Here is a 22,064-nt window from a genome sequence, read left to right as displayed (position 1 = left end):
GACGCGGTTGCCGTCAAACACTGCCGTCAAGGAAAAAGCCAGAGGCCCTGTGGGGTGATCCACAGGGCCTCTGATCTGTGTGCACTCGGCAGGATTCGAACCTGCAACCTTCTGATCCGTAGTCAGATGCTCTATCCGTTAAGCTACGAGTGCTTGTTCTGTTTTTCGTCTTCGCTCCCGGTCCTTTCGGCCCGCTCGCGGCGACAGGAAGAACATTACATGACTGCCGCCGTCATGTGAAATCCGTTCCGCACGCCCCTTGTGAGCTGCGGAAACGCCCATCGGGGTGGTCACGGGGACACTCGTGGGCGGGGGAGTCGGGGCGGCTCGGCGGCGGTCGCGGCCGGCCCGGCAGCGCACAAAAGGTCCCGGACACGCACACGCAGCGAAGCCCCGGTCCGTGGGACCGGGGCTTCGGTGATCAGGCGCGGAGGCGGAGGGATTTGAACCCTCGATGGGCTTTAAGGCCCAAACCGCATTAGCAGTGCGGCGCCATAGACCGGACTAGGCGACGCCTCCAGCACAACCGCTCACGCCGGCGCGCGAGTGGTGCGTGCAGATGATGACACAGTCGAGCGGGGTGTCACCAATCGACGTCCACGGTACTAGGCAGGCAGGCCGCAGGGCAAAGCCCTTCGCGTCGTGGCGCCCGTGCGCAACGTTCCGGGGCGCCGGCCGTTGGTCCGGGCATGGTCCAGGTCAGCTCCCCCGCACCCGGGGCCGCCGCGCGCGGGCCCCTGCGGCGCCTCCTCCTCGCCGTCGCCGCCCCCGCCGTCGCCCTCGCGTCGCTGTGCGCCGTACCCTCCGCAGCCCTCGCCGCCGCGCCCCCGCCCGTGCGTGACGACGACCGGGCCGGCGACCACCTCACGGTTACCGTCCGGCACGCCGGCCAGGGCCGGGACGGGACGTACGAGGTGCACTGCCGTCCCGGCCGCGGCAGGCACCCGGACGTGCGGGGAGCCTGCGACGCGCTCGACCGGAACACCCGCTGGGGCCGCGACCCCTTCGCGCCGGTGCCGGAGGGCAGCGTGTGCACCATGAGGTACGGCGGACCGGCCACCGCCCACGTCACCGGGACGTGGTCCGGGCGCCCCGTCGACACGACGTACGAGCGGAGCAACGGCTGCCAGATCGACCGCTGGAACCGGCTGGTGCCGCTCCTGCCCGACATGGGGGCGTAGGCCCGCCGGGTCCAGGGCGGGCCTACGCCCTGGACCCGGCGGGCCCCTGCCGCCGCCACGGGGCCCCCGGCCGACGCCGCCCCAGGTTCCGCGGCCGGCCGGTCGCCCCCGGGGTCCGCGGCCGGTCGCTCGCCCCTGGCCTCCGGCCGGTCGTGCGGTCCGAGCGGGGAGACGCCTCCCCGGTCGGCCGTGGACGACCCCGAAGCCGTCCGCGGGCTCGCGGTGCGTGACGTCGTCGTACGTCCCCTCGCGGAGCCCGCGCGCGGATGCGGCCCGTGCGTGCGTCCCCGTCCCGGACCTGCCGGCAGCCGTCCGCGAGCGCGTGACGGGGTGCGCGCACGGCTCCGGGACCGCCGCGGCAGTCGGCCCGTAAAGGTCCCGCGAAGGTCCTGCGAAGCAGAGGGGGAACCCACCGGGAGGACGCGGTGAACGGTCACACCTTGCCCGTCACTTCGTCGTGGGGCCTCCTCCTCATCCCGCGTCGCGAGCCGGCCGCAGCGCATAGACTCCCTCGCGTGACACGTCGGGGACCGGTTGGCAAGATGGCCCCCGCGGTCGGCAAGGTGCGGTAACAGGGAGGAAGCGTCTCGTGAGCAGCAGGCCATCCCGAGGCGCTGCTCGCCTCGCTGCCATACTCGACGCGCTCCCCGACGCGTTGGTGCTGGTCAACGCCAACGGGACCGTGGTCAACGCCAACACCATCGCCCTGGAGGCCTTCGAGGCGCCGGGGACCGCCCTCGTCGGGCGGGGGCTGCTCGACCTGCTGCCGCAGTTCGACTCCAAACTGATCCCGGGGTCCATGCGGCGCCCCGACCACATCGATCCGCGGGCGCGGACCAAGCCGACCCGGATGACGGCGCGGCGGACCGACGGCACCGAGTTCCCGGTCGAGGTCACGAGCGCGAACCTGGAGAACGGCCAGCAGGCCTACGACGGCCACGGCTACACCGGCGACGAACTGCTGATGCTGGTCGTGCGCGACCTGTCCGGCACCGTCGACACCGAGGCCGAGCTGGCGCGTTCGCAGCGGCAGACGGAGATGATCCTGCGCGCCGCGTCGGAGGGCGTCGTCGGCACCGACACCGACGGGCGGATCGTCCTCGTCAACCCCGCCGCCGCCCAGATACTGGGCTACCGGGCCGGTGAGCTCGGGGGCCGCGAGCTGCACACCCTCGTCCTGCACTCCCGCGCCGACGGCTCGCCCTTCCCGTACGAGGAGTCGCCGCTCGCCGACACCCTGCGCTCCGGACGCAAGCACCGGGTGCGCGGGCAGGTGCTGTGGTCCAAGAGCGGCGACAAGGTGCCGGTCGACCTGACCACCGCGCCCGTGCGCGACGGGGACCAGCTCGTCGGCGCCGTGATGACCTTCACCGACCGGCGTCCCTACGACGCGCTCGCCGAGGAGAAGACCGACGCCGAGAAGCAGCACGCCGAGGAGCTGGAACGGCTCGCCGGGGAACACGCCTCCGAACTCGCCGACCTGCGGCGGCAGCACGCCACCGAGATCGAGGAGCTCACCGAACGGCACGCCGAGGAACTCGCCGCGAACGAGGACCGGTACGCCGCGCTCGGCGAGCGGGAGAAGGACCGCTACGAGGCCCTGGCCGCCCGGCACGAGCAACTGCTGACCCTGCTCGGACGGTCGCTGCGCGGCCCCCTGGACGAGCTGCGCCGCGAGCTGGCCGCGCTCGCCGCCGACGACGCCGGACAGCTGTGGCCCGAGGCCAACCAGGTCCTGCACCACCTGTCGGCCGGCTACTCGCGGATCACGACCCTCATCGACAACGTCCTCGGATACCAGCGTCTCGACGCCGGCAGCGAGGAGATCACCCGGACGAAGGTGATGCTCGACGCGGTCGTCGCCGCCGGTGTGGAGGGGGCCGTCGAGCTCGTCGGCCCGGGGCGGGTGCAGTTCGCGGTGCACGCGCCGCCCATCGAGGCCGAGGTCGATCCCCAGCGGCTCGCCACCGCGCTGGCGCACCTCGTCGCGGACGTCGCCGGCGTCGACGCGACCGGTAACGCGCCCGTGTCGGCGGGCGGTTACATGGACAACACCGTCGTGGTGGCGGCGGCGCAGCGCGGCGAGGTGGTGCGCATCGAGGTGCGCGGACCGTACACCGGGGGAGACCCGGTGCACGAGCCGATCGTGCGCGGGATCGTGCGGGCGCACGGTGGCGTGCTGCAGACGCACGAAGTGCCGGGGATGAGCGGCAACGCGTACGTCCTGGAGGTGCCGCTCGGCGGTGGCGCGGGTGCCGTGGCGGCCGCCCCCGGCCCCGTGCAGGCACAGGACGCGGATCAGGATCAGGGCCAGGAAGAGGGCCACGGCCAGGGATTCGGTGCGGATCCGGCCGCGGTCGCCGGACCCGGCGCCGGGCAGGGTGCCTCCGCGGAGGCCGACGTTCCCGAGCCGGCCTCGGCCCGCGGACGGCGGCGGGCCCGGCGGGCCTCCACCGACGCGTTCCTGGAGGGCGACGGCGAGGGCGACGCCCCGGACGGGCAGTCGGCTCCGACCGGGCGGCGCAGGAGGCGCGCGGCCGGTCCGGCCCAGGAGGCCGAGCCCGTACCGGCTCAGGGTGCCGACGGCTCCGGCGGCACCGGACGCCGGCGCGGGCGGCCCGCCGACGACGCGGGCGTGGCCGAGGGGGCCGTGGTGACGGCGGCCGAACACGCGGCGGGGACCGCGGCGGCGGGCACCGGCCTCGGCGGGACCGTGCCGCCGCAGGGCGTGCCCGCACCCACCGGACGGCGGGCCCGGCGCGACGGCGGCGAGCCGCACGCGCTGCCCGCCGCGCTCCCCGCCGCCCCGGAAGCGGCGGACGGCTCCGGGGCGCAGGCCGCGCAGCCGACGGGGCGCCGCCGGCGTGCCCTCGCCGCGGCGACCGAGCGGGCCGCCGCGCAGGAGGCGGCCCCCCGTGCGGTCTTCGCCCTGCCGCCCGCCGAGGCGGACCGGCCCTCCGGCCCCGGCCCCGAGCAGGCGCAGCCGGGACAGCCCGGCCAGGGCGGGCAGCCGGTGCAGGTGCAGGTGCCGGCTCAGGCGGCCCCCGTCGACGCCGTGGCCGACGCCGGCCGGCACGACGCCGTGCCCCAGGACCAGTCCGACGACCACACCCCGCCTCAGCCGCATCCGGCGAGCGCGCCGACGGGGCGTCGTCGCCGCGCGGTGGCCCAGCCCTCCGGGGCGCCCGGCGTGGCCGCGGTGCCCGCGCAGGCGGGTCCCGCCGCGGGCACCGGGGCGCAGGGTGTGGCGGGCTCCGCCGCGCAGCCCGCCGTGCCCGGACAGGGCGGTGCCGTTTCGCAGCAGGGCGGCCCGGTCGCGCCGGGCCCGCAGATGCCGCAGGCGCAGCCGATGCCTCAGGGGCAGGTCCCGCCAGGACAGCCGGCAGGTCAGGCTCCTCAGGGACAGCAAGGCCAGATGGCGGCCGCCGTCCCGGCGCAGGGCACCGCGGGGCAGCCCGTGCCCGCCACGCAGGCCGTGCCGCCGACCGGTGTGCCGGTTCCCGGTCAGGCTGTCCCGGCGCCCGGACAGGCGGCCTCCGGTCAGCCGGTTCCCGTGCCGGCGCAGATCGCTCCCGGCCAGCCGGTTCCGGTTCCGGCGCAGGCCACTCCCGGCCAGCCGGTCCCGGTTCCGGCGCAGGCCACTCCCGGCCAGCCCGTCCCGGTTCCGGCGCAGGCCACTCCCGGCCAGCCCGTCCCCGTGCCGGCGCAGGCCACTCCCGGCCAGCCCGTCCCCGTACCGGCGCAGGCCACTCCCGGCCAGCCCGTCCCCGTACCGGCGCAGGCCACTCCCGGCCAGCCCGTCCCCGTACCGGCGCAGGCCACTCCCGGCCAGCCCGTCCCGGTTCAAATGGCGCCGGGGCAGCCGGTGGTGGCGCCGCAGGTACCGGGGCAGTCGGTGCCGGCACAGCAGCTGCCGGGGCAGCAGCCGGTTTCCGTTCCGGTTCCGGTTCCGCCGGTGCAGGGGCTGCCCGCTCAGGGGGCCGGTCCCGCTCCCGCGCCGAACGCCCCCGCTCCCGGTCAGGCGCTCGCCGCCCAGCCGCTTCCCGGTCAGGCGCTCGCCGCCCAGCCGCTTCCCGGGCAGGGCGCGGCCCAGCCCGCGCAGGTCCCCACCGCACCGGCGCAGGCCGTCCCCGGCCAGGCCGTCCAGGGCGGGCCCGTCCCGGCGCAGGGGGCTCCCGCCCAGGGCGTCCCCGTCCCGGGCGTTCCCGCCGCGCAGCCGGCGCCCGGCGCGGGCACTCCCCTCCCGCAGCAGTGGCCCGGCACCGGCGACACCGCCGGCGCCCCCGGCGCGCCGGGTGCAGGTGCTCCCGTACCACCCAACGGCACCCCCGCGCCCGTACCGCCGAACGGCGCCGCGGGCCCCGTCCCGCCGAACGCACCCGGCGCCCCGGTGCCCCCGCCCGTGCCCGGCACTCCGCTGCCCCCCGGCGTCCCCGTCCCGCCGGCCCAGGCCGTGCCCGTGCCGAACGCGGCCGGCCCGGTCCCCGGCACGCCGGCGCAGGGCACTCCCACGCCCGCGCCCGGCACCCCGCTGCCGCCCGAGCAGGCCGCGGCGCCCGGGCAGCCGGTCGCACCGCCGGCCGGGCAGCCCGCCGGTGCCACCCGTGCCGCCCAGCCGCTGCCCGCCGAGGCCGCCGCGTCGGGCGACCCCACCTCCACGCAGGGGCGGGCGATCAGCGTGCGCACGCTGGGTCAGGGGGTGCCGTTCAGCCGGCAGGCCGCGCAGGCCCAGGCACCGCAGCCGGGTTCCGCCACGCCGCCTCCCCACGCGACCGGCGGTTCCGGCCGCCGCCGCAAGCTGGGCACGCGGCCCGACCCGGCCGCCGCGCAGGCGGAGCAGCGGCCCGGCGCCGCCCGTCCGCAGCCGCCGGCCGAACAGCCCCCGGCGCAGCCGTCCCTGGCCGGACAGTCCCGGCTCGCACCGGCCACCGAGGGGGCCGGACGGTCGTACGCCATAGGAGCCCCGGACGTGAACGCGGCCGAGGGACCCGAGCCGCTCGACGGTCCGGGCGGCGCCGTGGAGATCGCGGACACCCCGCGGCCGCAGCCGATGGACGACGAGCTGCCGCCGGAGCCGCTGGACAACCCCCGGCGGCTGCTGGTGTGGCCCGCGCCGGACGTGAACACGCAGCAGGCGCTGAGCGACCGCGGCTACCGGCCCGTGATCGTGCACTCGCGCGAGGAGGTGGACGCGCAGATCGCCGCGTTCCCGGCCGCGCTGTTCGTCGACCCACTGACCGGGCCGATCACGCGCACCGCGCTGCAGTCCCTGCGGCGGGCGGCGGTCGCGGCGGAGGTTCCGGTGCTGGTCACGGCCGGACTCGGGCAGGCGACGCGCGAGGCGGCGTACGGTGCCGACCCGGCCGTCCTGCTGAAGGCGCTGGCGCCGCGGGACAGCGAGCAGCACCCGCCGCGCGTCCTGCTGATCGAGGAGCACGCGGAGATCGCGCTGGCCCTGACGGCGACGCTGGAGCGGCGCGGGATGCAGGTGGCGCGGGCGGCGAGCGACGCCGACGCGGTGACGCTGGCCGGGCAGTTCCGGCCGAACCTGGTCGTGATGGACCTGATGCAGGTGCACCGGCGCCGGGCCGGGATCGTCGACTGGCTGCGCGCGAACGGCCAGCTCAACCGCACCCCGCTCGTCGTCTACACGGCCGCCGTCGATCCGGCCGACCTGCCGCGGCTGGCCTCCGGCGAGACGGTGCTGTTCCTCGCGGAGCGGTCCACCAGCGGTGAGGTGCAGGACCGGATCGTGGACCTGCTGGCCCGGATCGGCACCAACTGAGCGACCGGACCCGCCGAGGACGGCCGGCTCCCTGCCGCCCGTCCTCGGCGGGTCCGGTTTTTCACCGGCCGCCCTCGGTGGGTCCGGTCCCCCGCCGGCCGTCCGGCGGCTGCGCCACGCCGTCGGTGCCGGCCGACGCTGGCCGGCACCACGCGTACCTGCCACATCCGGCACAGAAGTGTGCGCCGCCGAGACGTCCATGCCGCTCCCGGCACAGACGTGCGTCAGGAGTGCATGCCGCACCCCCGGCAGGGACGTGCACCGCGCCGTCGTCCACGCCCACCCCGGCACGGACGACGGGCGCCGCGGTGACGCGCCCCACCCGGCACGGACGACGGGCGCCGCGGCGCCCGTACCGCGCCCGGCACGAGTGCGCCGCGGCGCCCGTGCCGCTACAGCTGGGTGACGTCCAGTTCGCCGGACGCGTACTGCCTGCGCAGCACCTTCTTGTCGAACTTGCCGACGCTGGTCTTCGGCACCGCCTCGATCACCGTCCAGCGCTCCGGGAGCTGCCACTTGGCGATCCGTCCCTCCTCCAGGAGGAAGGTCCGCAGGGTCTGGAAGTCGGCGCTGGCGCCCTCCTTCAGCACGACCGTGGCCAGCGGGCGCTCGCCCCACTTGTCGTCGGGGACGGCGACGACGGCGGCCTCGGCGACGGCCGGGTGGGACATCAGGGCGTTCTCCAGCTCGACGGAGGAGATCCACTCGCCGCCCGACTTGATGACGTCCTTGGCCCGGTCGGTGAGGGTGAGGAAGCCGTCGGGGCTGATGGTGCCGACGTCGCCCGTCTTCAGCCAGCCGTCCTCGCTGAACTTGTCGGCGGGGCGCAGCGGTTCGGCGTCGGGGCCGTTGTAGTAGGCGCCGGCGATCCACGGGCCGCGGACCTCCAGCTCGCCGGCGGACTCGCCGTCCCAGGGCAGGCGTGCGCCGCCGGGCCCGGTCAGGCGGGCCTCGACGGCGGCCGGGAAGCGGCCCTGGGTGAGCCGGTAGGCGAACTCCTCCTGCGTGCCGACGGCGTGGGCCGGCGGGCGGGCGACCGTGCCGAGCGGGGAGGTCTCCGTCATGCCCCAGGCGTGGCAGACCCGCATGCCGAGCTTGTCGAAGGCTTCCATGAGGGAGGGCGGACAGGCCGAACCGCCGATGGTGACCTGGGTGAGGGAGGTGACGTCCCGCGGCCGGGCGGTCAGCTCGGCGAGCAGGCCCTGCCAGATGGTGGGGACGGCGGCGGCGTGGGTGGGCTGCTCCTGCTCGATCATCTCGGCGAGCGGGGCGGGCTGGAGGAAGCGGTCCGGCATGAGCATGTTGACGCCGGTCATGAAGGTGGCGTGCGGCAGGCCCCAGGCGTTGACGTGGAACTGGGGGACGACCACGAGCGAGGTGTCCTGGTCGGTCAGGCCCATGGACTGGGTCATGTTGACCTGCATGGAGTGCAGGTAGACCGAGCGGTGGCTGTAGACGACGCCCTTGGGGTCCCCGGTGGTGCCGGAGGTGTAGCACATGGAGGCGGCCTGGCGCTCGTCCAGCTCGGGCCAGTCGTACGTGGTCGGCCTGCCGGCGATGAGCTCCTCGTACTCGTGCACCTGGACGGCGGCCCCCGCGAGCGGGGAGCGGTCGCCCGGGCCGGTGACGACGACGTGCTCGACCGTCTTCAGGTGCGGCAGCAGCGGGGCGAGCAGCGGCAGCAGGGAACCGTTGGCGATGACCACCCGGTCGGCAGCGTGGTTGACGATCCAGGCCAGCTGCTCGGCGGGCAGGCGGAGGTTGAGCGTGTGCAGCACCGCGCCCATGGACGGAATGGCGAAGTAGGCCTCGACGTGCTCGGCGTTGTTCCACATCAGGGTGGCCACCCGCTCGTCGCCGGCGACGCCGAGGTCCTCGCGCAGGGCGTGTGCCAGCTGGGCGGCGCGGGCGCCGACCTCGGCGAAGGAGCGGCGGTGCGGCTCGCCGTCACCGGTCCAGGTGATCACCTGCGATGTCCCGTGGATCGTCGACCCGTGGGTCAGGATCCTGGAGATCAGCAGCGGTACGTCCTGCATGGTGCTCAGCACGGCGTCCTCCCGTGGCGGCGTCGCCTACGCGGTGGTAAGGGGGCTGCGCTGATTCTGCGCACATACCGCGCGGTATGTCACTAGGGACGGGTGATCGATCACGTGACGTTCTGCACGGAACGCTCCTTCGCGGGGCCGGGGCTCCCGCGTCACCGGCACTCGAGCCCCAGCTCGGGGTCGTCGCGCAGCTTGCCGAGCGCCCGCGACACCGCGGACTTCACCGTCCCGACGGACACCCCGAGGACCTCTGCCGTCTGCACCTCGGAGAGGTCCTCGTAGTACCTGAGGACGACCATCGCCCGCTGCCGGGCGGGCAGCTTCATGATCGCCCGCCACATGGCGTCGTGCAGCGCCTGCTGCTCGGCCGGGTCGGCCGCGCCGGGCACGGGGTCCGGTTCGGGCAGTTCCTCGCACACGAACTCGTCGACCTTGCGCTTGCGCCACTGGGACGTGCGCGTGTTCAGCAGCGCACGGCGCACATAGCCGTCGAGCGCGCGGTGGTCCTCGATCCGGCCCCACGCCACGTACGTCTTGGTCAGCGCGGTCTGCAGCAGGTCCTCCGCGTCGCTCGGGTTCGCGGTCAGCGACCGGGCGGTGCGCAGGAGCACCGGCTGCCGGGCTCTCACGTACGACGAGAACGACGGGTAGGCCAGGGCCCGCGCCGTCGGTACGGCGGCGTTCGACGCGCTGGTGCAGACGGGTGGGGTCATGGCCCCACGCTATGAGCGGCACCCGCCGCGGCGGATCGGCCGCAGGTCCTGAAGCCGGGTCCCCCTCAGGTTGTAGGGGTGGGGGCGGCCCGACCTCCTCCAGGTGGACCCGGGGCGGCGCCTCCTCAGGGGTTCACCCCTGGGTCGACCCGTCGAACGCACCGGGCAGCGGCGTACCCCCGCCCGCCGCGCCGGCGCACCGCCCGACCCGTCCGGCGCGGCCGCACCGAAGCGCCTCAGGCGTCCGGCGCCGCCAGGAGACGAACCGTTCCCGCACGTGACGGCCGATCCCTGCCCGACGCGCGGGCACCCCGAGCTCCCCTCTTCCCATTTTCGAACGCCTGTACGACGATGGAGTCATGGCCACCATCGACCGGCAGGCCACGACGCTGGCCCTCGCGCACGCGCTGTCAGCCGCCGACCGCGGACTGGCCGTCATCCCCCTGTCCCGGACGAAACTCCCGGCCCTGCGCTCCCCCCACCACGACGACCCCGACGCCGCGCCCTGCCACGGGGAGTGCGGCCGCCCCGGCCACGGGGTGTACGACGCCTCCACCGACCCGGCACGCATCCGCGAACTGTTCGCCGCCGCCCCCTGGGCCACCGGCTACGGCATCGCCTGCGGACTGCCGCCCCACCACCTGATCGGGATCGACCTCGACGTCAAGGGCGGCACGGACGCTCCGGCGGCCCTGCGGGAACTCGCCCTGCGCCACCTGTTCACCATCCCGCCGACCGTGGTCGTGGTGACCCCCAGCGGCGGCCGGCACCTCTGGCTGAGCGGCCCGCCGCATGTCGTCGTCCCCAACTCCGCCGGGCGGCTGGCCCCCGGCATCGACATCCGCGGGGCGGGCGGCTACCTGGTCGGCCCCGGCTCCCGCACCGCCCACGGGGTGTACGCCACCGCACCCCGCACCGCCCGCCTCGCGCCCGCACCCTGCCCGCCGGCCCTGCTGAGGCTGCTGCTGCCACCGCCCCGCGGACCGCACCGGCCCACCGCACTTGATCCGGCGGGCTGGCACGGCCAGGGGCTGGTGCAGTTCGTGCTCGGCGCCCACGAGGGGCAGCGCAACACGCGCCTGTACTGGGCCGCCTGCCGGGCGTACGAGGACGGAATCGGCCCGGCCCTCACCGAACCGCTCGTGGAGGCCGCCCGGCACACCGGTCTGACCGAACGCGAGGCCCGAGCCACCATCGCCTCGGCGGCCCGCATGACGGGCCACCGCTGACACGGCCGCACCTTGCGCGGGCGAGCGGGGCCGTCGTCCGAGGTCACCGCCCAGTCGCAGGGGTGCAGGAGCGAGGATCCGGAGGGGCAGCGGCCGGTAGGCGCCGACCGCCGTCTCCCCACCGAAACGCAACCGAGGAAGCATCGCACGGCCCGCGGCGCCGCAGGAGGAGCCGGGAAAACCGCTGTGCGGAAGGCCGTGCACTGCCCGTGCCCGCATCCGCGCCCGATCCTGCGGAGAACCACGGGGATCGACGGGAAGCCGCGGGAAGCCGCGGGGAAGAACGGCGGCGAGCGGACTCCGGGCAGCACAACGGCCCCTGACCGTATCTCCTGGTCAGGGGCCGCTCCTACTGCTCAACGCGGAGGCGGTGGGATTTGAACCCACGGTGACATCGCTGCCACGACGGTTTTCAAGACCGTTCCCTTCGGCCGCTCGGGCACGCCTCCCCGCACCGCGCCGGATCGGGCGGGCGCGGGGACAAGACTAACGGGTCGGCAGGCGCGCGTGGGGGGTCAGCTGTCGCCGACGCGGGAGCCCAGGGTGAGCTCGGTGGTGTGCTCCTTGCCGCCGCGCTCGTAGGTGATCGTGACCTTGTCGCCGGGCTGGTGGGTCCAGATCTCGCCGATCAGGGTCGGGCCGGAGTCGATCACGCGGTCGTCGAGCTTGATGATGACGTCGCCGGGCTTCAGGCCGGCCTTGGCGGCGGGGCCGCCGGCGTCGACCGGGGAGGCGCCGCCGACGCCCTGCTCGGTGATCTTCGCGCCGTTCATGGTCTCCTCCAGGGAGACGGAGGCGCCGATCTTCGCGTAGACCGGCTTGCCGCTCTTGATCAGCTGCTGGGCGACGTACTTGGCCTGGTTGATCGGGATGGCGAAGCCCAGGCCGATCGAGCCGGACTGGCCCGAGCCGCCGAAGCCGCCGCCGCCCGTCGACTGGATCGCGGAGTTGATGCCGATGACCGCTCCGCGCGCGTCGAGGAGGGGGCCGCCGGAGTTGCCGGGGTTGATGGAGGCGTCGGTCTGCAGGGCGCTCATATAGGACGCCTTGCTGGCCGAGCTGCCGTCGCTGGAGGCCACCGGGCGGTTCATGGCGCTGATGATGCCCGTCGTCACCGTGTTCGACAGGCCGAAGGGCGCGCCGATGGCGATCGTCTCGTCGCCGACGGCCACCTTGTCCGAATCGCCGAGAGCGAGCGGCTTGAGGTCCGAGGGGGCGTTCTTGAGCTTGATGACCGCGACGTCGTAGCCCTGGGCGTGGCCGACGACCTCGGCGTCGTACTTCTTGCCGTCCGGGAACGTCGCGGAGAGCTTGCCGCCGTCGACCGCTTCGGCCACCACGTGGTTGTTGGTGACGATGTGGCCCTGCTTGTCGAAGACGAAGCCGGTGCCGGTGCCGCCCTGGCCGCTGGTGCCCTCGGCCTCTATGGTCACCGTGCTCGGCAGCGCCCTGGCGGCCACGCCCGCGATCGAGGCGGAATTGCGCTTGACCTGGGAGGCGCCCGAGTCGGGGGCGGAGATGGTGGTGGAGCCGCCGACGTCGTTGTTCCTGGCGAGGGTGTAGCCGATACCGCCGCCCAGCCCGCCGGCGACCAGCGCGGCCACCAGCAGGGCCGCGATCGGACCGCCCCGTCCGCGCTTCGACGCGGGCTGCCCGGCCGGGGAGCCCCAGCCCGCACCCCAGCCGGAGTTCCCTCCGCCGCCGTGCGCGTACGCGGGCGTGCCGGGGGGCGGGGGCGGCCAGGAGCCGTCGGCCGGAACGCCGGGTCCCTGCGGGCCGGACGCGCCGGGCGCTCCGTGCGGGTCTGCCGACATGTGGGCGGCCTGCTCGCCGGGGTACGCCGGGGCCGGGCCGTACTCCGGCGCTCCGGGCGGGTACGGCGGGGCCGCGGGAGCCGGAGGCGCGTCGCCCCGGGCTGCGGCCGCCTGCGGGGAAGCAGCGGGCGAGTCCACCGGCACGGGAGGTGCTGACGGGGCCGGGGGGACCGCAGTGCCCTCGTTCTCGGTGCTCACAGCTCTACTCCTCGATCCACGGCTGTTGTTGTCGGTCGCACTCGGCGCGCTCGTCACGCGTTCCACCGACGCGGCACGCTCACAGTGCACACGGGCATGTGTATACGGTCAGCTTTTCCCATGGGCCGTCAGAGCACCATAAGCGGTGGCTGTGGGTCCGGGCTCACCCTTTATACAAGCCATGTCGCGCGAAACGGACACATCCTCGACGGCCGCCCGCGGTCACACCTACCCCTTCGTGGTGGCACCATGACGCGGTGACCCACGTACGACAGCACCACACGCAAGTCGTCGCCCATCGCGGAGCCTCCGAGGACGCGCCCGAGCACACGCTGGCCGCCTACCGGAAGGCCATCGAGGACGGAGCGGACGCCCTCGAGTGCGACGTGCGGCTCACCGCGGACGGTCATCTCGTCTGCGTCCACGACCGCCGCGTCAACCGTACGTCCAACGGCCGGGGAGCGGTGTCGGCCCTGGAGCTCGCCGATCTCGCCGCGCTCGACTTCGGGTCCTGGCGGACGCGCTCCCCGTGGCGGGGCCGCGAGGAGGAGCCCGACTGGGAGTTCCGCCCCGAGGATCCCCAGGACACCTCGGTGCTCACCCTGGAGCGGCTGCTCGAACTCGTCGCCGACGCCGGGCGACGGGTGGAGCTCGCCATCGAGACCAAGCACCCCACGCGCTGGGCCGGGCAGGTCGAGGAGCGGCTGCTGGAGCTGCTGAAGCGTTTCGGCCTGGACGCCCCGCCCTCGGCCGCCGAGTCCCAGGTGCGGATCATGAGCTTCTCGGCACGCTCGCTGCACCGGGTGCGGGCGGCCTCGCCGACGCTGCCGACGGTGTACCTCATGCAGTTCGTCTCGCCGCGGCTGCGGGACGGGCGGCTGCCGGCGGGTGTCCGGATCGCGGGGCCCTCGATCCGGATAGTGCGCAACCACCCGGCCTACATCGAGCGTCTGAAGGCCTCCGGGCACCAGGTGCACGTGTGGACCGTGAACGAGCCGGCGGACGTCGACCTCTGCCTCGGCCTGGGCGTCGAGGCCATCATCACCAACCGTCCGCGCGTGGTCCTGCATCAGCTCGGCCGCTGATCGGCCGCACCCCTTGACCTGGACGTCCGTCTGAAGCATCCTCCGATCTCGGCCACACCGGCGAAAATCAGCCAACCGTCACAGGGAGTGCTCCGGCGCGTTCGGTGCGTGTCCGCCTGTGGCGAATGCGTCGCCGGACCGGATCGGGCCGGTTTCCGGTACAGACCGGAAGGGCATCCACACCGTGGCGTGGGGCGAAGGAGGTCTCGGGGGTGGCGTTGGTGGTGGCACAGGAGGTGCCCACGTCGTCGAGCATGGCCGTACCCCATGGCCCTGCGGGCGTGGGGGAGGCGAGACGCCGGATGCGCGCCCAGCTGCGCCGGGGTGGCGTGGCGGAATCGGTCGTCGACGACGCCGTACTGATCCTTTCCGAACTCTTGAGCAATGCCTGCAAGCACGGCCGGCCCCTGGGCGGCGCCCTGGCCGGCGACGGTGACGTCCGGGCCGCGTGGCGTGTGGACGAGGGCGGCCGGCTGACCGTCGAGGTGACGGACGGCGGCGGCCCGACCCGCCCCGCACCCGCCACTCCGTCGGTCACCGCGCACGGCGGCCGCGGACTGAACATCATCACCGCGCTGGCCGACGACTGGGGCGTACGGGACGACGTCCGCGGCGAGGTGACCGTGTGGGTCGTCGTCCACGAGGACGTGCACGACCCGGACGCCGGGCAACGGCGCGACGACTTCGCCTCGCGCATCACGGCCCCGCGGGTCTCCGCCCTGCCCGGGCTGGACCTCGCGGACGCCTTCGACGACCTGGACTGAACCGGCCCGGGCACGACCGGCACCGGCGCCGCGCCGTCCTGCGCGCGATCGCGGCACGACCCGGCCCACCCGCGCACGCGGTCCCGCGCGGGCACCGCGCCGTCCGGGGCGCAGGTACGAGCGGGGCGCCGGGCCCGGCCACCACACCGATCCGCGTGTCCGGCGCGCCCGCCACCGGGCCCGTCGCCGGTGTCCGCAGGGGCCGGCGGTCGCGGCACCGGGGTCCCGGTAACCCGCTCCGGTACTCCTGCGGCGGGCCGCCCACGGCGTTGTCCACAGGGTCCCGTCGATCATGGCGCGAACGGCTAGGCTCGCGCCGTACGAGACGAGCCGTAACCGGGAGACACCCAGATGGCCAAGAAGCGACCCCAGACGAAGGCCAGGCGCCCGCAGCTCACGGACGGGGAGATCCCGGTCGTCGGCGCCCGTGAGCCGTGCCCCTGCGGCAGCGGCCGCCGCTACAAGGCCTGCCACGGCCGTGCCGCCGCGCACGCCGTGACCGAGCTGGTGCAGCGCCCGTTCGAGGGGCTGCCCGGCGAGTGCGACTGGGTGGCGCTGCGCGAGCTGGTCCCCGCCGCCACGGTCGGGCTGACGCTGCGGGAGGGCCTGCCGGAGGGCGTCCCGTCCGTCACGCTGGCCACGGTGCTGCCGATGGCCTGGCCGGCGCTGCGCCGCGAGGACGGCTCGGTGCTGATCGGCCTGCAGAACGACACGCCGTCCGGCGACATCAGCCGCGACCTCGCCGACACCCTGCTGCGCGCGCTGGAGGCCGAGCCCGGCACGCCGGTGCAGGCCCGCCGCGCCCCGGCCGGCGGTCCGCGGCTGCAGGACCTGCTCGACCCGGAGGCCGCCTTCGAGCCGGCCGTGCACACGGGCTTCGAGTTCTGGGTGCCGGACGCGGACAACGCGACGCCGGACGTGGCCGCCTCCCTGGAGCGGGCCAACGCCGCGGCCATCCCGACCGTGCGCCTGCGGGGCGTGGAGGCAGCGTACTGGTGCGAGACGCCGGAGAAGAACCACCTGCGCTGGGTCATGCCGCACCCGGAGGAGCGGCTTCTGGACGCCCTGGCGCGGCTGCACGCGGCCGGCGCCTCGAACCTCGGTGAGGGCACCCGCCTGGTGGGCTCCTTCCGCGCCCACGGTCTGACGGTGCCCGTCTGGGACCTGCCGAGCGGTGTCTCCGCGGACGACGTGGAGAAGCCGGCCGCCGAGTTCGCCGAGCGCCTCGCCGACGCCCTGGCCACGGACGCCCCGCTGACCGCGGAGGAGCGCCGGGCCCGCGGCGGCCTGACCAACCGGCAGATCACCCTCAGCTGACACGCCGGGTCAGGCTGACCGGCCGGTCAGCCTGACCCGTCCGCCACAGGGGGGTGACCGCCGTCACAACTCCCGCGGGGCGCAAGCGAGTCGGTGACCGGAAAGCCCGCCTCGCCGGTGACCGGAAAGCCGAGACCGAATTTGCGAACCGCCGATCTCTTGTTACCGTTCCAGTAGCCCGGTTGCTGGTGCATCCCCCGTCGCCAGCAACCGGGTCTTTCCATGCCGCCGCCCCTCACGGAACGCGTTCGCGCGTCAGCGGCCCGTTCCCGCTCACGAGTTGCTTCCGGAGCGCAGCAGCAGCGGCCCCGCCTCCCCGCGCGCCCAGAACTCCGCCACGGCCGTGTACGCCGTCGGCATCCCGCGGGTGCGCTCCCGGGGCGTCTCGCACACCAGCGGCTCGTCGCCCTCGGCCGGCGGGCAGTGCATGCCCACGGTGCGGTCGCCGGGGCCCATCAGGCTCAGGGCGGCGTCCAGGACCTCGCCGGTCGTGTTGCGGTAGTACGTGCGTGCCCAGGTGTCCTCGCCTCGCGTCAGCACGCAGGTCTGCGCCTGGACTCCGCCCGGGGAGGAGGCCTCGGGACCGCAGCGGGCCGCGGTGGCCAGGCCCAGGCCGAGCAGCCGCGGGGAGGCGGAGGGCGCGGCGGACGGCATCTTGTCGTCGGCCTCCGGCAGGGACGGTGCGGCGGGCCGCGCGTCGGCACGGCCCCCGTTCCCCGCGGGTCCCGCGGACGCCACTGCCAGCGGCAGCACGACGGCGCACGTGACAGCGCCCGCCAGGGCGAGGAGACGGCAGTTCATGGCCGGACGATAACGAGCCCGGGCGGCCACCCCGCCCGGCACGCGCCCGGCGCCCCTACATCTCGGGCGCGCTCACACCCGTACGGGTGAGGGCCTCCACCACCGCGTCCACCACGGCCTCGACGTCGGGCACCCAGGGCGCGCGGGAGCCGGGCAGCGGCGCGCGCTCCCAGCGGACCGCGCCCTCGCCGGTCTCGGAGGGGGGCAGGGGGAGATAGCCGCCCTCGCCGTGGAAGCGCAGGGAGCCGGGCACGAAGTCCTTGGCGTACAGCAGCTCGCCCAGTTGCTCCATGGAGTACGGCTTCACCAGCAGGGCCCAGCGCGAGGGCGAGGCGACGACCGGACCGAGGCGCATGCCGATCCGGTCCAGGGCGGCCAGGGCATGGGCGGCCGCCAGGGCCGGCAGGCTGACCGCGCAGGGCGCCCTGCCGCCGGTGGCCAGGATGATCGGGGCGGTGGGCCGGTTCGTCCACCACCAGCGCACCATGCGGCCGTCCGTGGTGGCCGCGAGGAGGCCGGGATCGAAGGGGTGCGCACCGGGGACCGTACAGTCCGGGTCGGGGCAGCCGCAGCGGGCACGCCCCCGCGGGTCCGGTGCCACGCCCGGGAGCACGGGCCACTGCCAGGCCGTCGCGAAGGTCAGGGCCGCGCCGATCGGCTCGGGACTTCTGTCGCCGCGCTGGGACAGGAACCTGCGTCGCCTTCCGGGGATCTCGCGCATCAGCGCTCGTTCCTTTCCGTTGCACCGCTGGCAACACCGTGGGTCACATCACACCATGTGTCGATCACTTCACTGTGCGTACCTGTTGGCGCATCACACCCCCGCCGTCAGGCGCGGGGAACCCCTGTGGGCCGCGTTCGGCCGGCTTCCGCAGCAGCCTGGCTGCCCGTGTGCCCCGTCCCTGCCGGATCTATCAGAAGCACGGGCATGGCGCGGGGTGGCGGAACATGGCGTTTTGCCGTCGTGTGTTCTGCTCTCCGCCGCCACCGCGGAGGATGGGGCACGGTCGTCGATGACTGGGACGCCCGGGTCCGCCGCCAGGTTCCGGGTGACCCTCAACCACCCCTGGACTTCTCCGAGTACGTACCCGTCACGACCGCTGTGACGCTCCGTCGAGCAGACCCAGTCGACCGCAATCAGCCGTTACCCGAGGCAGTTTCAAGCCAACTTCGCATTTCCGCAAGGGGTTCGGCGGACAACCCCGCCGACCTCATGGACACCAGGAATCCTGGCAGGACAATGCTGGACATCCCCTCACGAGTGCGTGTACATGTGGAGACACTGCCGGCGGTGCAGAAGGACATGGGGGTTTGCGATGCTTCTGGGCACTAAGCACCGGTCGGAAAGCCGGACGCCATGACCGCCCCCCACCTTCCGAAAGTGGCCGGAATCGATGCGCCGGTCCCCGCCCCCGCACACACTGTCGCGCCCACGCCCGCCTCCCCGGAGACCGCGGCCGCCCCGCCCGGCGGCCCGTCCTGTCCGCACCCGCCGAACGCGCCGGGCCTCGCCCTGCAGGACCAGCTCGCGGGCTGGGTCTCCGACCTCACGACCCTGCACGAACTCACCGAGCGGCTGGCCCGTACGAACGGACTCGACGCCGCCCTGACGGAACTGCTGCGCGCCGGTGCCGCCCTCGTGGGCGCCCGGCGCGGCCTCGTCGTGTGGGAGCCGCAGGACGGACGCGGCCCCGACACCGTCGTCGGCCTGGGCCTCGGCCGCGCCGACCTCGGTCACCTCGAGACCGTCCCGCGCGACGCGATGCCCTACGGCACGCTCCTCGACACGCCCGCCGGCCTCCCGGGCGGCGAGGACGAGCTCGTGCGGCCCGACCTGTTCGCCGAGGACGGACTGGACCCCCGCCACCGCGAGGTCGCCGCCCGCCTCGGCTACGCCGCCAGCTACGCGGTCCCCCTGTCCACCGACGCCGCCGGCCGGCTGGGCGCCGCGATGTGGCTGTACGACGAGCCCGCCGAGCCGGCCGAGCGCCCCCGCCACCTCGTCGGCCTGTACGTCCGCCACGCCACCGAGCACCTGGCGCGGCTGCTCGAGGTGGAGCGCATGCGCGCCTGCGTGAGCACCCTGTTCGAGGAGCTGCTGCCCTCCCGGCTGCCCCGGGTGGCCGGCGTCCAGCTCGCCGCCCGGCACCGCACCGGCCCGCGCGGCGGCGGCGACTGGCACGACGCGCTGCCCCTGCCCGACGCCGCACTCGGCCTCGCGGTCGGCTCGGTCACCGGGTCCGGGCCCGCCGCGGTCGCCACGATGGCACGGCTGCGCGCGTCGCTGCGGGCGTACGCCGTGATGGAGGGCGAGGACCCCGTCGCCGTCCTGTCCGACCTCGAACTGCTGCTGCGGCTCACCGAGCCCGCCCGGTCCGCCACCGCCCTGTTCGCCTACTGCGAGCCCGCCCTGCGCCGGGTCACCCTGGCCGGCGCGGGCCACAGCCCGCCGCTGCTCGTCGGGGAGCGGCGCACGGAGTTCGTGGAGACGTCCGTGTCCGCGCCGCTCGGAATGCTCGCCTGCTGGGAGGCGCCGAGCACGGAGTTCCAGGCCGAGGCGGGCGAGACGGTCCTGCTGTACACCGACGGGCTGCTGCACCGCACCGGCGACTCCGTGGACCGCGCCTTCGCCCGGCTGCACGCGGCGGCCGCGAGCGTCCCCCGGCCGCTGCGCCGCGACCCCGGGGCGGTCGCCGACCACGTCCTGGCCACCGTCCTGCCGGACGGCCTGGACGCGACGGACGGCGGGGAGGACGTCGTGCTGCTGGCGGCGCGCTTCGAGTGACGGGGGCGTGAGCGGGCCCCGGTGCCCGCCCGCGATGCCGGGTCACGGGCGTGGGTCACGGGCGAGGTGGCGGGTGCCCGGTCGGCACGTGGGCGGGGCCGGCCGGTGCTGGTCGCGGGCGAGCCGCGGGTGCCCGTCGCCACGGGGACGGGGCCGGCGGCTGCCCGTCGCGGGTGCCGCTCGCCACACGGGTGCCAGGTCGCCACGCGGGGCGGCTCGCGCATGCCGGTCGTGACAGGGAACAGGCGCGAGCCGTTTCCTGCACCAGGCACGGGCTCGGCGCCGGCCGTGACGCGGGCCCGCCGCGCGCCGGCGTGAACCCGGCGCGCGTCCGGGGCCCGGCGCCTGCCGCGGCGTCCGGCGAGCGGTCCTCGGGCCCCCGGGGCCCCTTGCCCCGCGACCGTACGATGGTGCGTGGTCCAGTGCCGTATCAAGGAGGAAGACCGTGGCCGACGAGCTCACCCCGGAGACCCCGGAAGCCGACTCGGAGGAGCCGATCAAGCAGCGCAAGAACGGCCTGTACCCGGGCGTGTCCGACGAGCTCGCCGAGAACATGAAGTCCGGCTGGGCCGACACCGAGCTGCGCGACCTGGAGCCGGTCGCCCAGGCGGAGCGGACCGCCGCCCGCCGCGCCGCGGTCTCCGCCCGCTTCCCCGGTGAGCGCCTGGTGATCCCCGCGGGCAACCTGAAGACCCGCTCCAACGACACCGAGTACCCCTTCCGGTCCTCCGTCGAGTACGCGTACCTCACCGGCAACCAGACCGAGGACGGCGTGCTGGTCCTGGAGCCCACCACCGACGGTCACCGGGCGACGCTCTACCTCCTGCCGCGCTCCGACCGGGAGAACGGCGAGTTCTGGCTCTCCGGCCAGGGCGAGCTGTGGGTGGGCCGCCGGCACTCCCTGACCGAGGCCGGGAAGCTGTACGGCATCCCCGCCTCCGACGTGCGGGAACTGCCCGACGCGCTGCGCGAGGCGACCGGCCCGGTCCGCGTCGTGCGCGGCTACGACGCCGGCATCGAGGCGGCCCTGACCGACAAGGTCACCGCCGAGCGCGACGAGGAACTGCGCGTCTTCCTCTCCGAGATGCGCATGGTCAAGGACGAGTTCGAGATCGGCGAGCTGCAGAAGGCCGTCGACTCCACCGTGCGCGGCTTCGAGGACGTCGTGAAGGTCCTCGACAAGGCCGAGGCCACCAGCGAGCGCTACATCGAGGGCACCTTCTTCCTCCGCGCGCGGGTGGAGGGCAACGACGTCGGCTACGGCACGATCGCCGCCGCCGGACCGCACGCCTGCACGCTGCACTGGGTACGCAACGACGGCCCGGTCCGCTCCGGCGACCTGCTGCTGCTGGACGCCGGTGTCGAGACGCACACCCTGTACACGGCCGACGTCACGCGCACACTGCCGGTGAGCGGCCGCTACAGCGAGATCCAGAAGAAGGTCTACGACGCCGTGTACGAGGCCCAGGAGGCCGGTATCGCGGCCGTGAGGCCGGGCGCCAAGTACCGCGACTTCCACGACGCCGCGCAGCGCGTCCTCACCGAGAAGCTCGTCGAGTGGGGCCTCGTCGAGGGCCCGGTCGAGCGGGTGCTGGAGCTCGGCCTGCAGCGCCGCTGGACGCTGCACGGCACCGGTCACATGCTCGGCATGGACGTCCACGACTGCGCCGCCGCGCGCACCGAGACCTACGTTGACGGCACGCTGGAGCCGGGCATGGTGCTCACCGTCGAGCCCGGCCTGTACTTCCAGGCCGACGACCTGACCGTGCCCGAGGAGTACCGGGGCATCGGCGTGCGCATCGAGGACGACATCCTGGTCACCGAGGACGGCAACCGGAACCTGTCGGCCGGCCTGCCGCGCCGCTCCGGCGACGTCGAGGCGTGGATGGCGTCCCTGAAGGGCTGAACCGGTCGCTCCACGGGGCCCCTCGGGCGCCGTGCTGACGGCCGGGGGCTGATACGACGCCGAGGGCCGGGCACCCGCGGGGTGCCCGGCCCTCGGCGTGCCGGGACGCATGCCCCAGCTCCGCGACGGTTCGGGCGCGGCCGGCGCGCGGTCGAGGTCGGCGCGTGGCCGCGGCAGGCGCGGTCCGAGGTCGGCGCGCGGTCACGGCGGGCGCGGTTCGAAGTCGGCGCGCGGTCGCGAGAGACGCGGTCCGAAGCCAATGCGCGGTCACGGCGGGCGCGGTCCGAAGTCGGCGCGCGGTCACGGCGGGCGCGGTCCGAAGCCAATGCGCGGTCACGGCGGGCGCGGTCCGGGACCGGCCCGCTTCCGGGCCGTGCGGTTCCGGCCGAGGCAGGGCGGGAAACCGGGGCGGCGCGCGCCCGGCGCCGCCCGGCACCGTGG

Annotated in this window: 13 protein-coding genes and 3 tRNA genes; 8 read left to right on the top strand and 8 right to left on the bottom strand. The window is 75.0% G+C overall.

Going from position 1 to position 22,064, the window contains the following annotated elements:
• Window positions 1-80: 80 nt before the first annotated feature.
• Window positions 81-153, bottom strand: a tRNA-Arg gene (locus ABZ920_RS11520).
• Between the two features lie 275 nt (window positions 154-428).
• A tRNA-Ser gene (locus ABZ920_RS11515) sits at window positions 429-519 on the bottom strand.
• Window positions 520-689: 170 nt separating this feature from the next.
• On the opposite strand from ABZ920_RS11515, the gene ABZ920_RS11510 reads away from it, so the two are divergent.
• Window positions 690-1,181: an SSI family serine proteinase inhibitor gene (locus ABZ920_RS11510; protein ID WP_361501866.1), complete on the top strand. Its 492-nt coding sequence runs from the start codon at window positions 690-692 to the stop codon at window positions 1,179-1,181.
• Window positions 1,182-1,770: 589 nt separating this feature from the next.
• Window positions 1,771-6,966 carry a PAS domain-containing protein gene (locus ABZ920_RS11505; RefSeq protein WP_361501863.1) on the top strand — a complete coding sequence of 1,732 codons (5,196 nt, stop codon included), beginning with the start codon at window positions 1,771-1,773 and terminating at the stop codon, window positions 6,964-6,966.
• Between the two features lie 392 nt (window positions 6,967-7,358).
• Here the strand turns inward: ABZ920_RS11505 and ABZ920_RS11500 are convergent, their stop codons facing one another.
• Together ABZ920_RS11500 and ABZ920_RS11495 are read right to left on the bottom strand one after the other, a co-directional pair.
• On the bottom strand, window positions 7,359-9,014 hold the full coding sequence (locus tag ABZ920_RS11500; protein ID WP_361501860.1) for a long-chain fatty acid--CoA ligase: 1,656 nt from the start codon (window positions 9,012-9,014) through the stop codon (window positions 7,359-7,361).
• 149 nt (window positions 9,015-9,163) lie between these two features.
• Window positions 9,164-9,724, bottom strand: coding sequence for a SigE family RNA polymerase sigma factor (locus ABZ920_RS11495; protein ID WP_361501858.1), 561 nt, complete (start codon window positions 9,722-9,724; stop codon window positions 9,164-9,166).
• Between the two features lie 359 nt (window positions 9,725-10,083).
• Between ABZ920_RS11495 and ABZ920_RS11490 the strand changes: the two genes are divergently transcribed.
• On the top strand, window positions 10,084-10,953 hold the full coding sequence (locus ABZ920_RS11490) for a bifunctional DNA primase/polymerase (RefSeq protein WP_361501855.1): 870 nt from the start codon (window positions 10,084-10,086) through the stop codon (window positions 10,951-10,953).
• Between the two features lie 362 nt (window positions 10,954-11,315).
• Here ABZ920_RS11490 and ABZ920_RS11485 read toward each other — a convergent pair.
• Together ABZ920_RS11485 and ABZ920_RS11480 are read right to left on the bottom strand one after the other, a co-directional pair.
• Window positions 11,316-11,402 (bottom strand) — tRNA-Ser (locus tag ABZ920_RS11485).
• Window positions 11,403-11,468: 66 nt separating this feature from the next.
• Window positions 11,469-12,965, bottom strand: a complete 1,497-nt coding sequence (locus tag ABZ920_RS11480; RefSeq protein WP_361501852.1) for a trypsin-like peptidase domain-containing protein — start codon at window positions 12,963-12,965, stop codon at window positions 11,469-11,471.
• Window positions 12,966-13,222: 257 nt separating this feature from the next.
• On the opposite strand from ABZ920_RS11480, the gene ABZ920_RS11475 reads away from it, so the two are divergent.
• The 3 genes from ABZ920_RS11475 to ABZ920_RS11465 all read left to right on the top strand — a co-directional run bounded on the left by ABZ920_RS11475 (window position 13,223) and on the right by ABZ920_RS11465 (window position 16,131).
• The gene (locus ABZ920_RS11475; protein ID WP_361501849.1) at window positions 13,223-14,050 is read left to right on the top strand and encodes a glycerophosphodiester phosphodiesterase; all 828 of its coding nucleotides are present in this window, start codon (window positions 13,223-13,225) and stop codon (window positions 14,048-14,050) included.
• Window positions 14,051-14,175: 125 nt separating this feature from the next.
• Window positions 14,176-14,814 (top strand): ATP-binding protein, encoded by a 639-nt coding sequence (locus tag ABZ920_RS11470; protein WP_361501846.1) that lies wholly within the window; start codon window positions 14,176-14,178, stop codon window positions 14,812-14,814.
• 351 nt (window positions 14,815-15,165) lie between these two features.
• On the top strand, window positions 15,166-16,131 hold the full coding sequence (locus tag ABZ920_RS11465) for a DUF5926 family protein (protein ID WP_361501843.1): 966 nt from the start codon (window positions 15,166-15,168) through the stop codon (window positions 16,129-16,131).
• A 273-nt stretch (window positions 16,132-16,404) separates the two neighbouring features.
• Here ABZ920_RS11465 and ABZ920_RS11460 read toward each other — a convergent pair whose 3' ends face one another.
• Complete coding sequence (locus ABZ920_RS11460; protein ID WP_361501840.1) at window positions 16,405-16,932, bottom strand: hypothetical protein; 528 nt, start codon at window positions 16,930-16,932, stop codon at window positions 16,405-16,407.
• A 55-nt stretch (window positions 16,933-16,987) separates the two neighbouring features.
• Window positions 16,988-17,653 (bottom strand): bifunctional DNA primase/polymerase, encoded by a 666-nt coding sequence (locus ABZ920_RS11455; RefSeq protein WP_361501837.1) that lies wholly within the window; start codon window positions 17,651-17,653, stop codon window positions 16,988-16,990.
• A 636-nt stretch (window positions 17,654-18,289) separates the two neighbouring features.
• Between ABZ920_RS11455 and ABZ920_RS11450 the strand changes: the two genes are divergently transcribed.
• Together ABZ920_RS11450 and ABZ920_RS11445 are read left to right on the top strand one after the other, a co-directional pair.
• Entirely contained in the window at window positions 18,290-19,717 is a 1,428-nt protein-coding gene (locus tag ABZ920_RS11450; protein ID WP_361501835.1) for a PP2C family protein-serine/threonine phosphatase, read from the top strand.
• Between the two features lie 445 nt (window positions 19,718-20,162).
• Window positions 20,163-21,623, top strand: coding sequence for an aminopeptidase P family protein (locus ABZ920_RS11445; RefSeq protein WP_361501832.1), 1,461 nt, complete (start codon window positions 20,163-20,165; stop codon window positions 21,621-21,623).
• The last annotated feature ends 441 nt before the right edge of the window (window positions 21,624-22,064 follow it).

It is taken from the genome of Streptomyces sp. NPDC046831, from assembly GCF_040645305.1.
Taxonomy (GTDB): domain Bacteria; phylum Actinomycetota; class Actinomycetes; order Streptomycetales; family Streptomycetaceae; genus Streptomyces.
Note: the sequence above shows the minus strand (reverse complement) of the source record. Positions and strands in the feature narration are given on the sequence as shown.

Bases quoted from the DNA above. Each gene is read 5' to 3' on its own strand.
- ABZ920_RS11510 (WP_361501866.1), top strand. From the start codon at position 690: ATGGTCCAGGTCAGCTCCCCCGCACCCGGGGCCGCCGCGCGCGGGCCC.
- ABZ920_RS11495 (WP_361501858.1), bottom strand. From the start codon at position 9,724: ATGACCCCACCCGTCTGCACCAGCGCGTCGAACGCCGCCGTACCGACG.
- ABZ920_RS11490 (WP_361501855.1), top strand. From the start codon at position 10,084: ATGGCCACCATCGACCGGCAGGCCACGACGCTGGCCCTCGCGCACGCG.
- ABZ920_RS11470 (WP_361501846.1), top strand. From the start codon at position 14,176: ATGCGTCGCCGGACCGGATCGGGCCGGTTTCCGGTACAGACCGGAAGG.
- ABZ920_RS11465 (WP_361501843.1), top strand. From the start codon at position 15,166: ATGGCCAAGAAGCGACCCCAGACGAAGGCCAGGCGCCCGCAGCTCACG.
- ABZ920_RS11460 (WP_361501840.1), bottom strand. From the start codon at position 16,932: ATGAACTGCCGTCTCCTCGCCCTGGCGGGCGCTGTCACGTGCGCCGTC.
- ABZ920_RS11455 (WP_361501837.1), bottom strand. From the start codon at position 17,653: ATGCGCGAGATCCCCGGAAGGCGACGCAGGTTCCTGTCCCAGCGCGGC.
- ABZ920_RS11450 (WP_361501835.1), top strand. From the start codon at position 18,290: ATGACCGCCCCCCACCTTCCGAAAGTGGCCGGAATCGATGCGCCGGTC.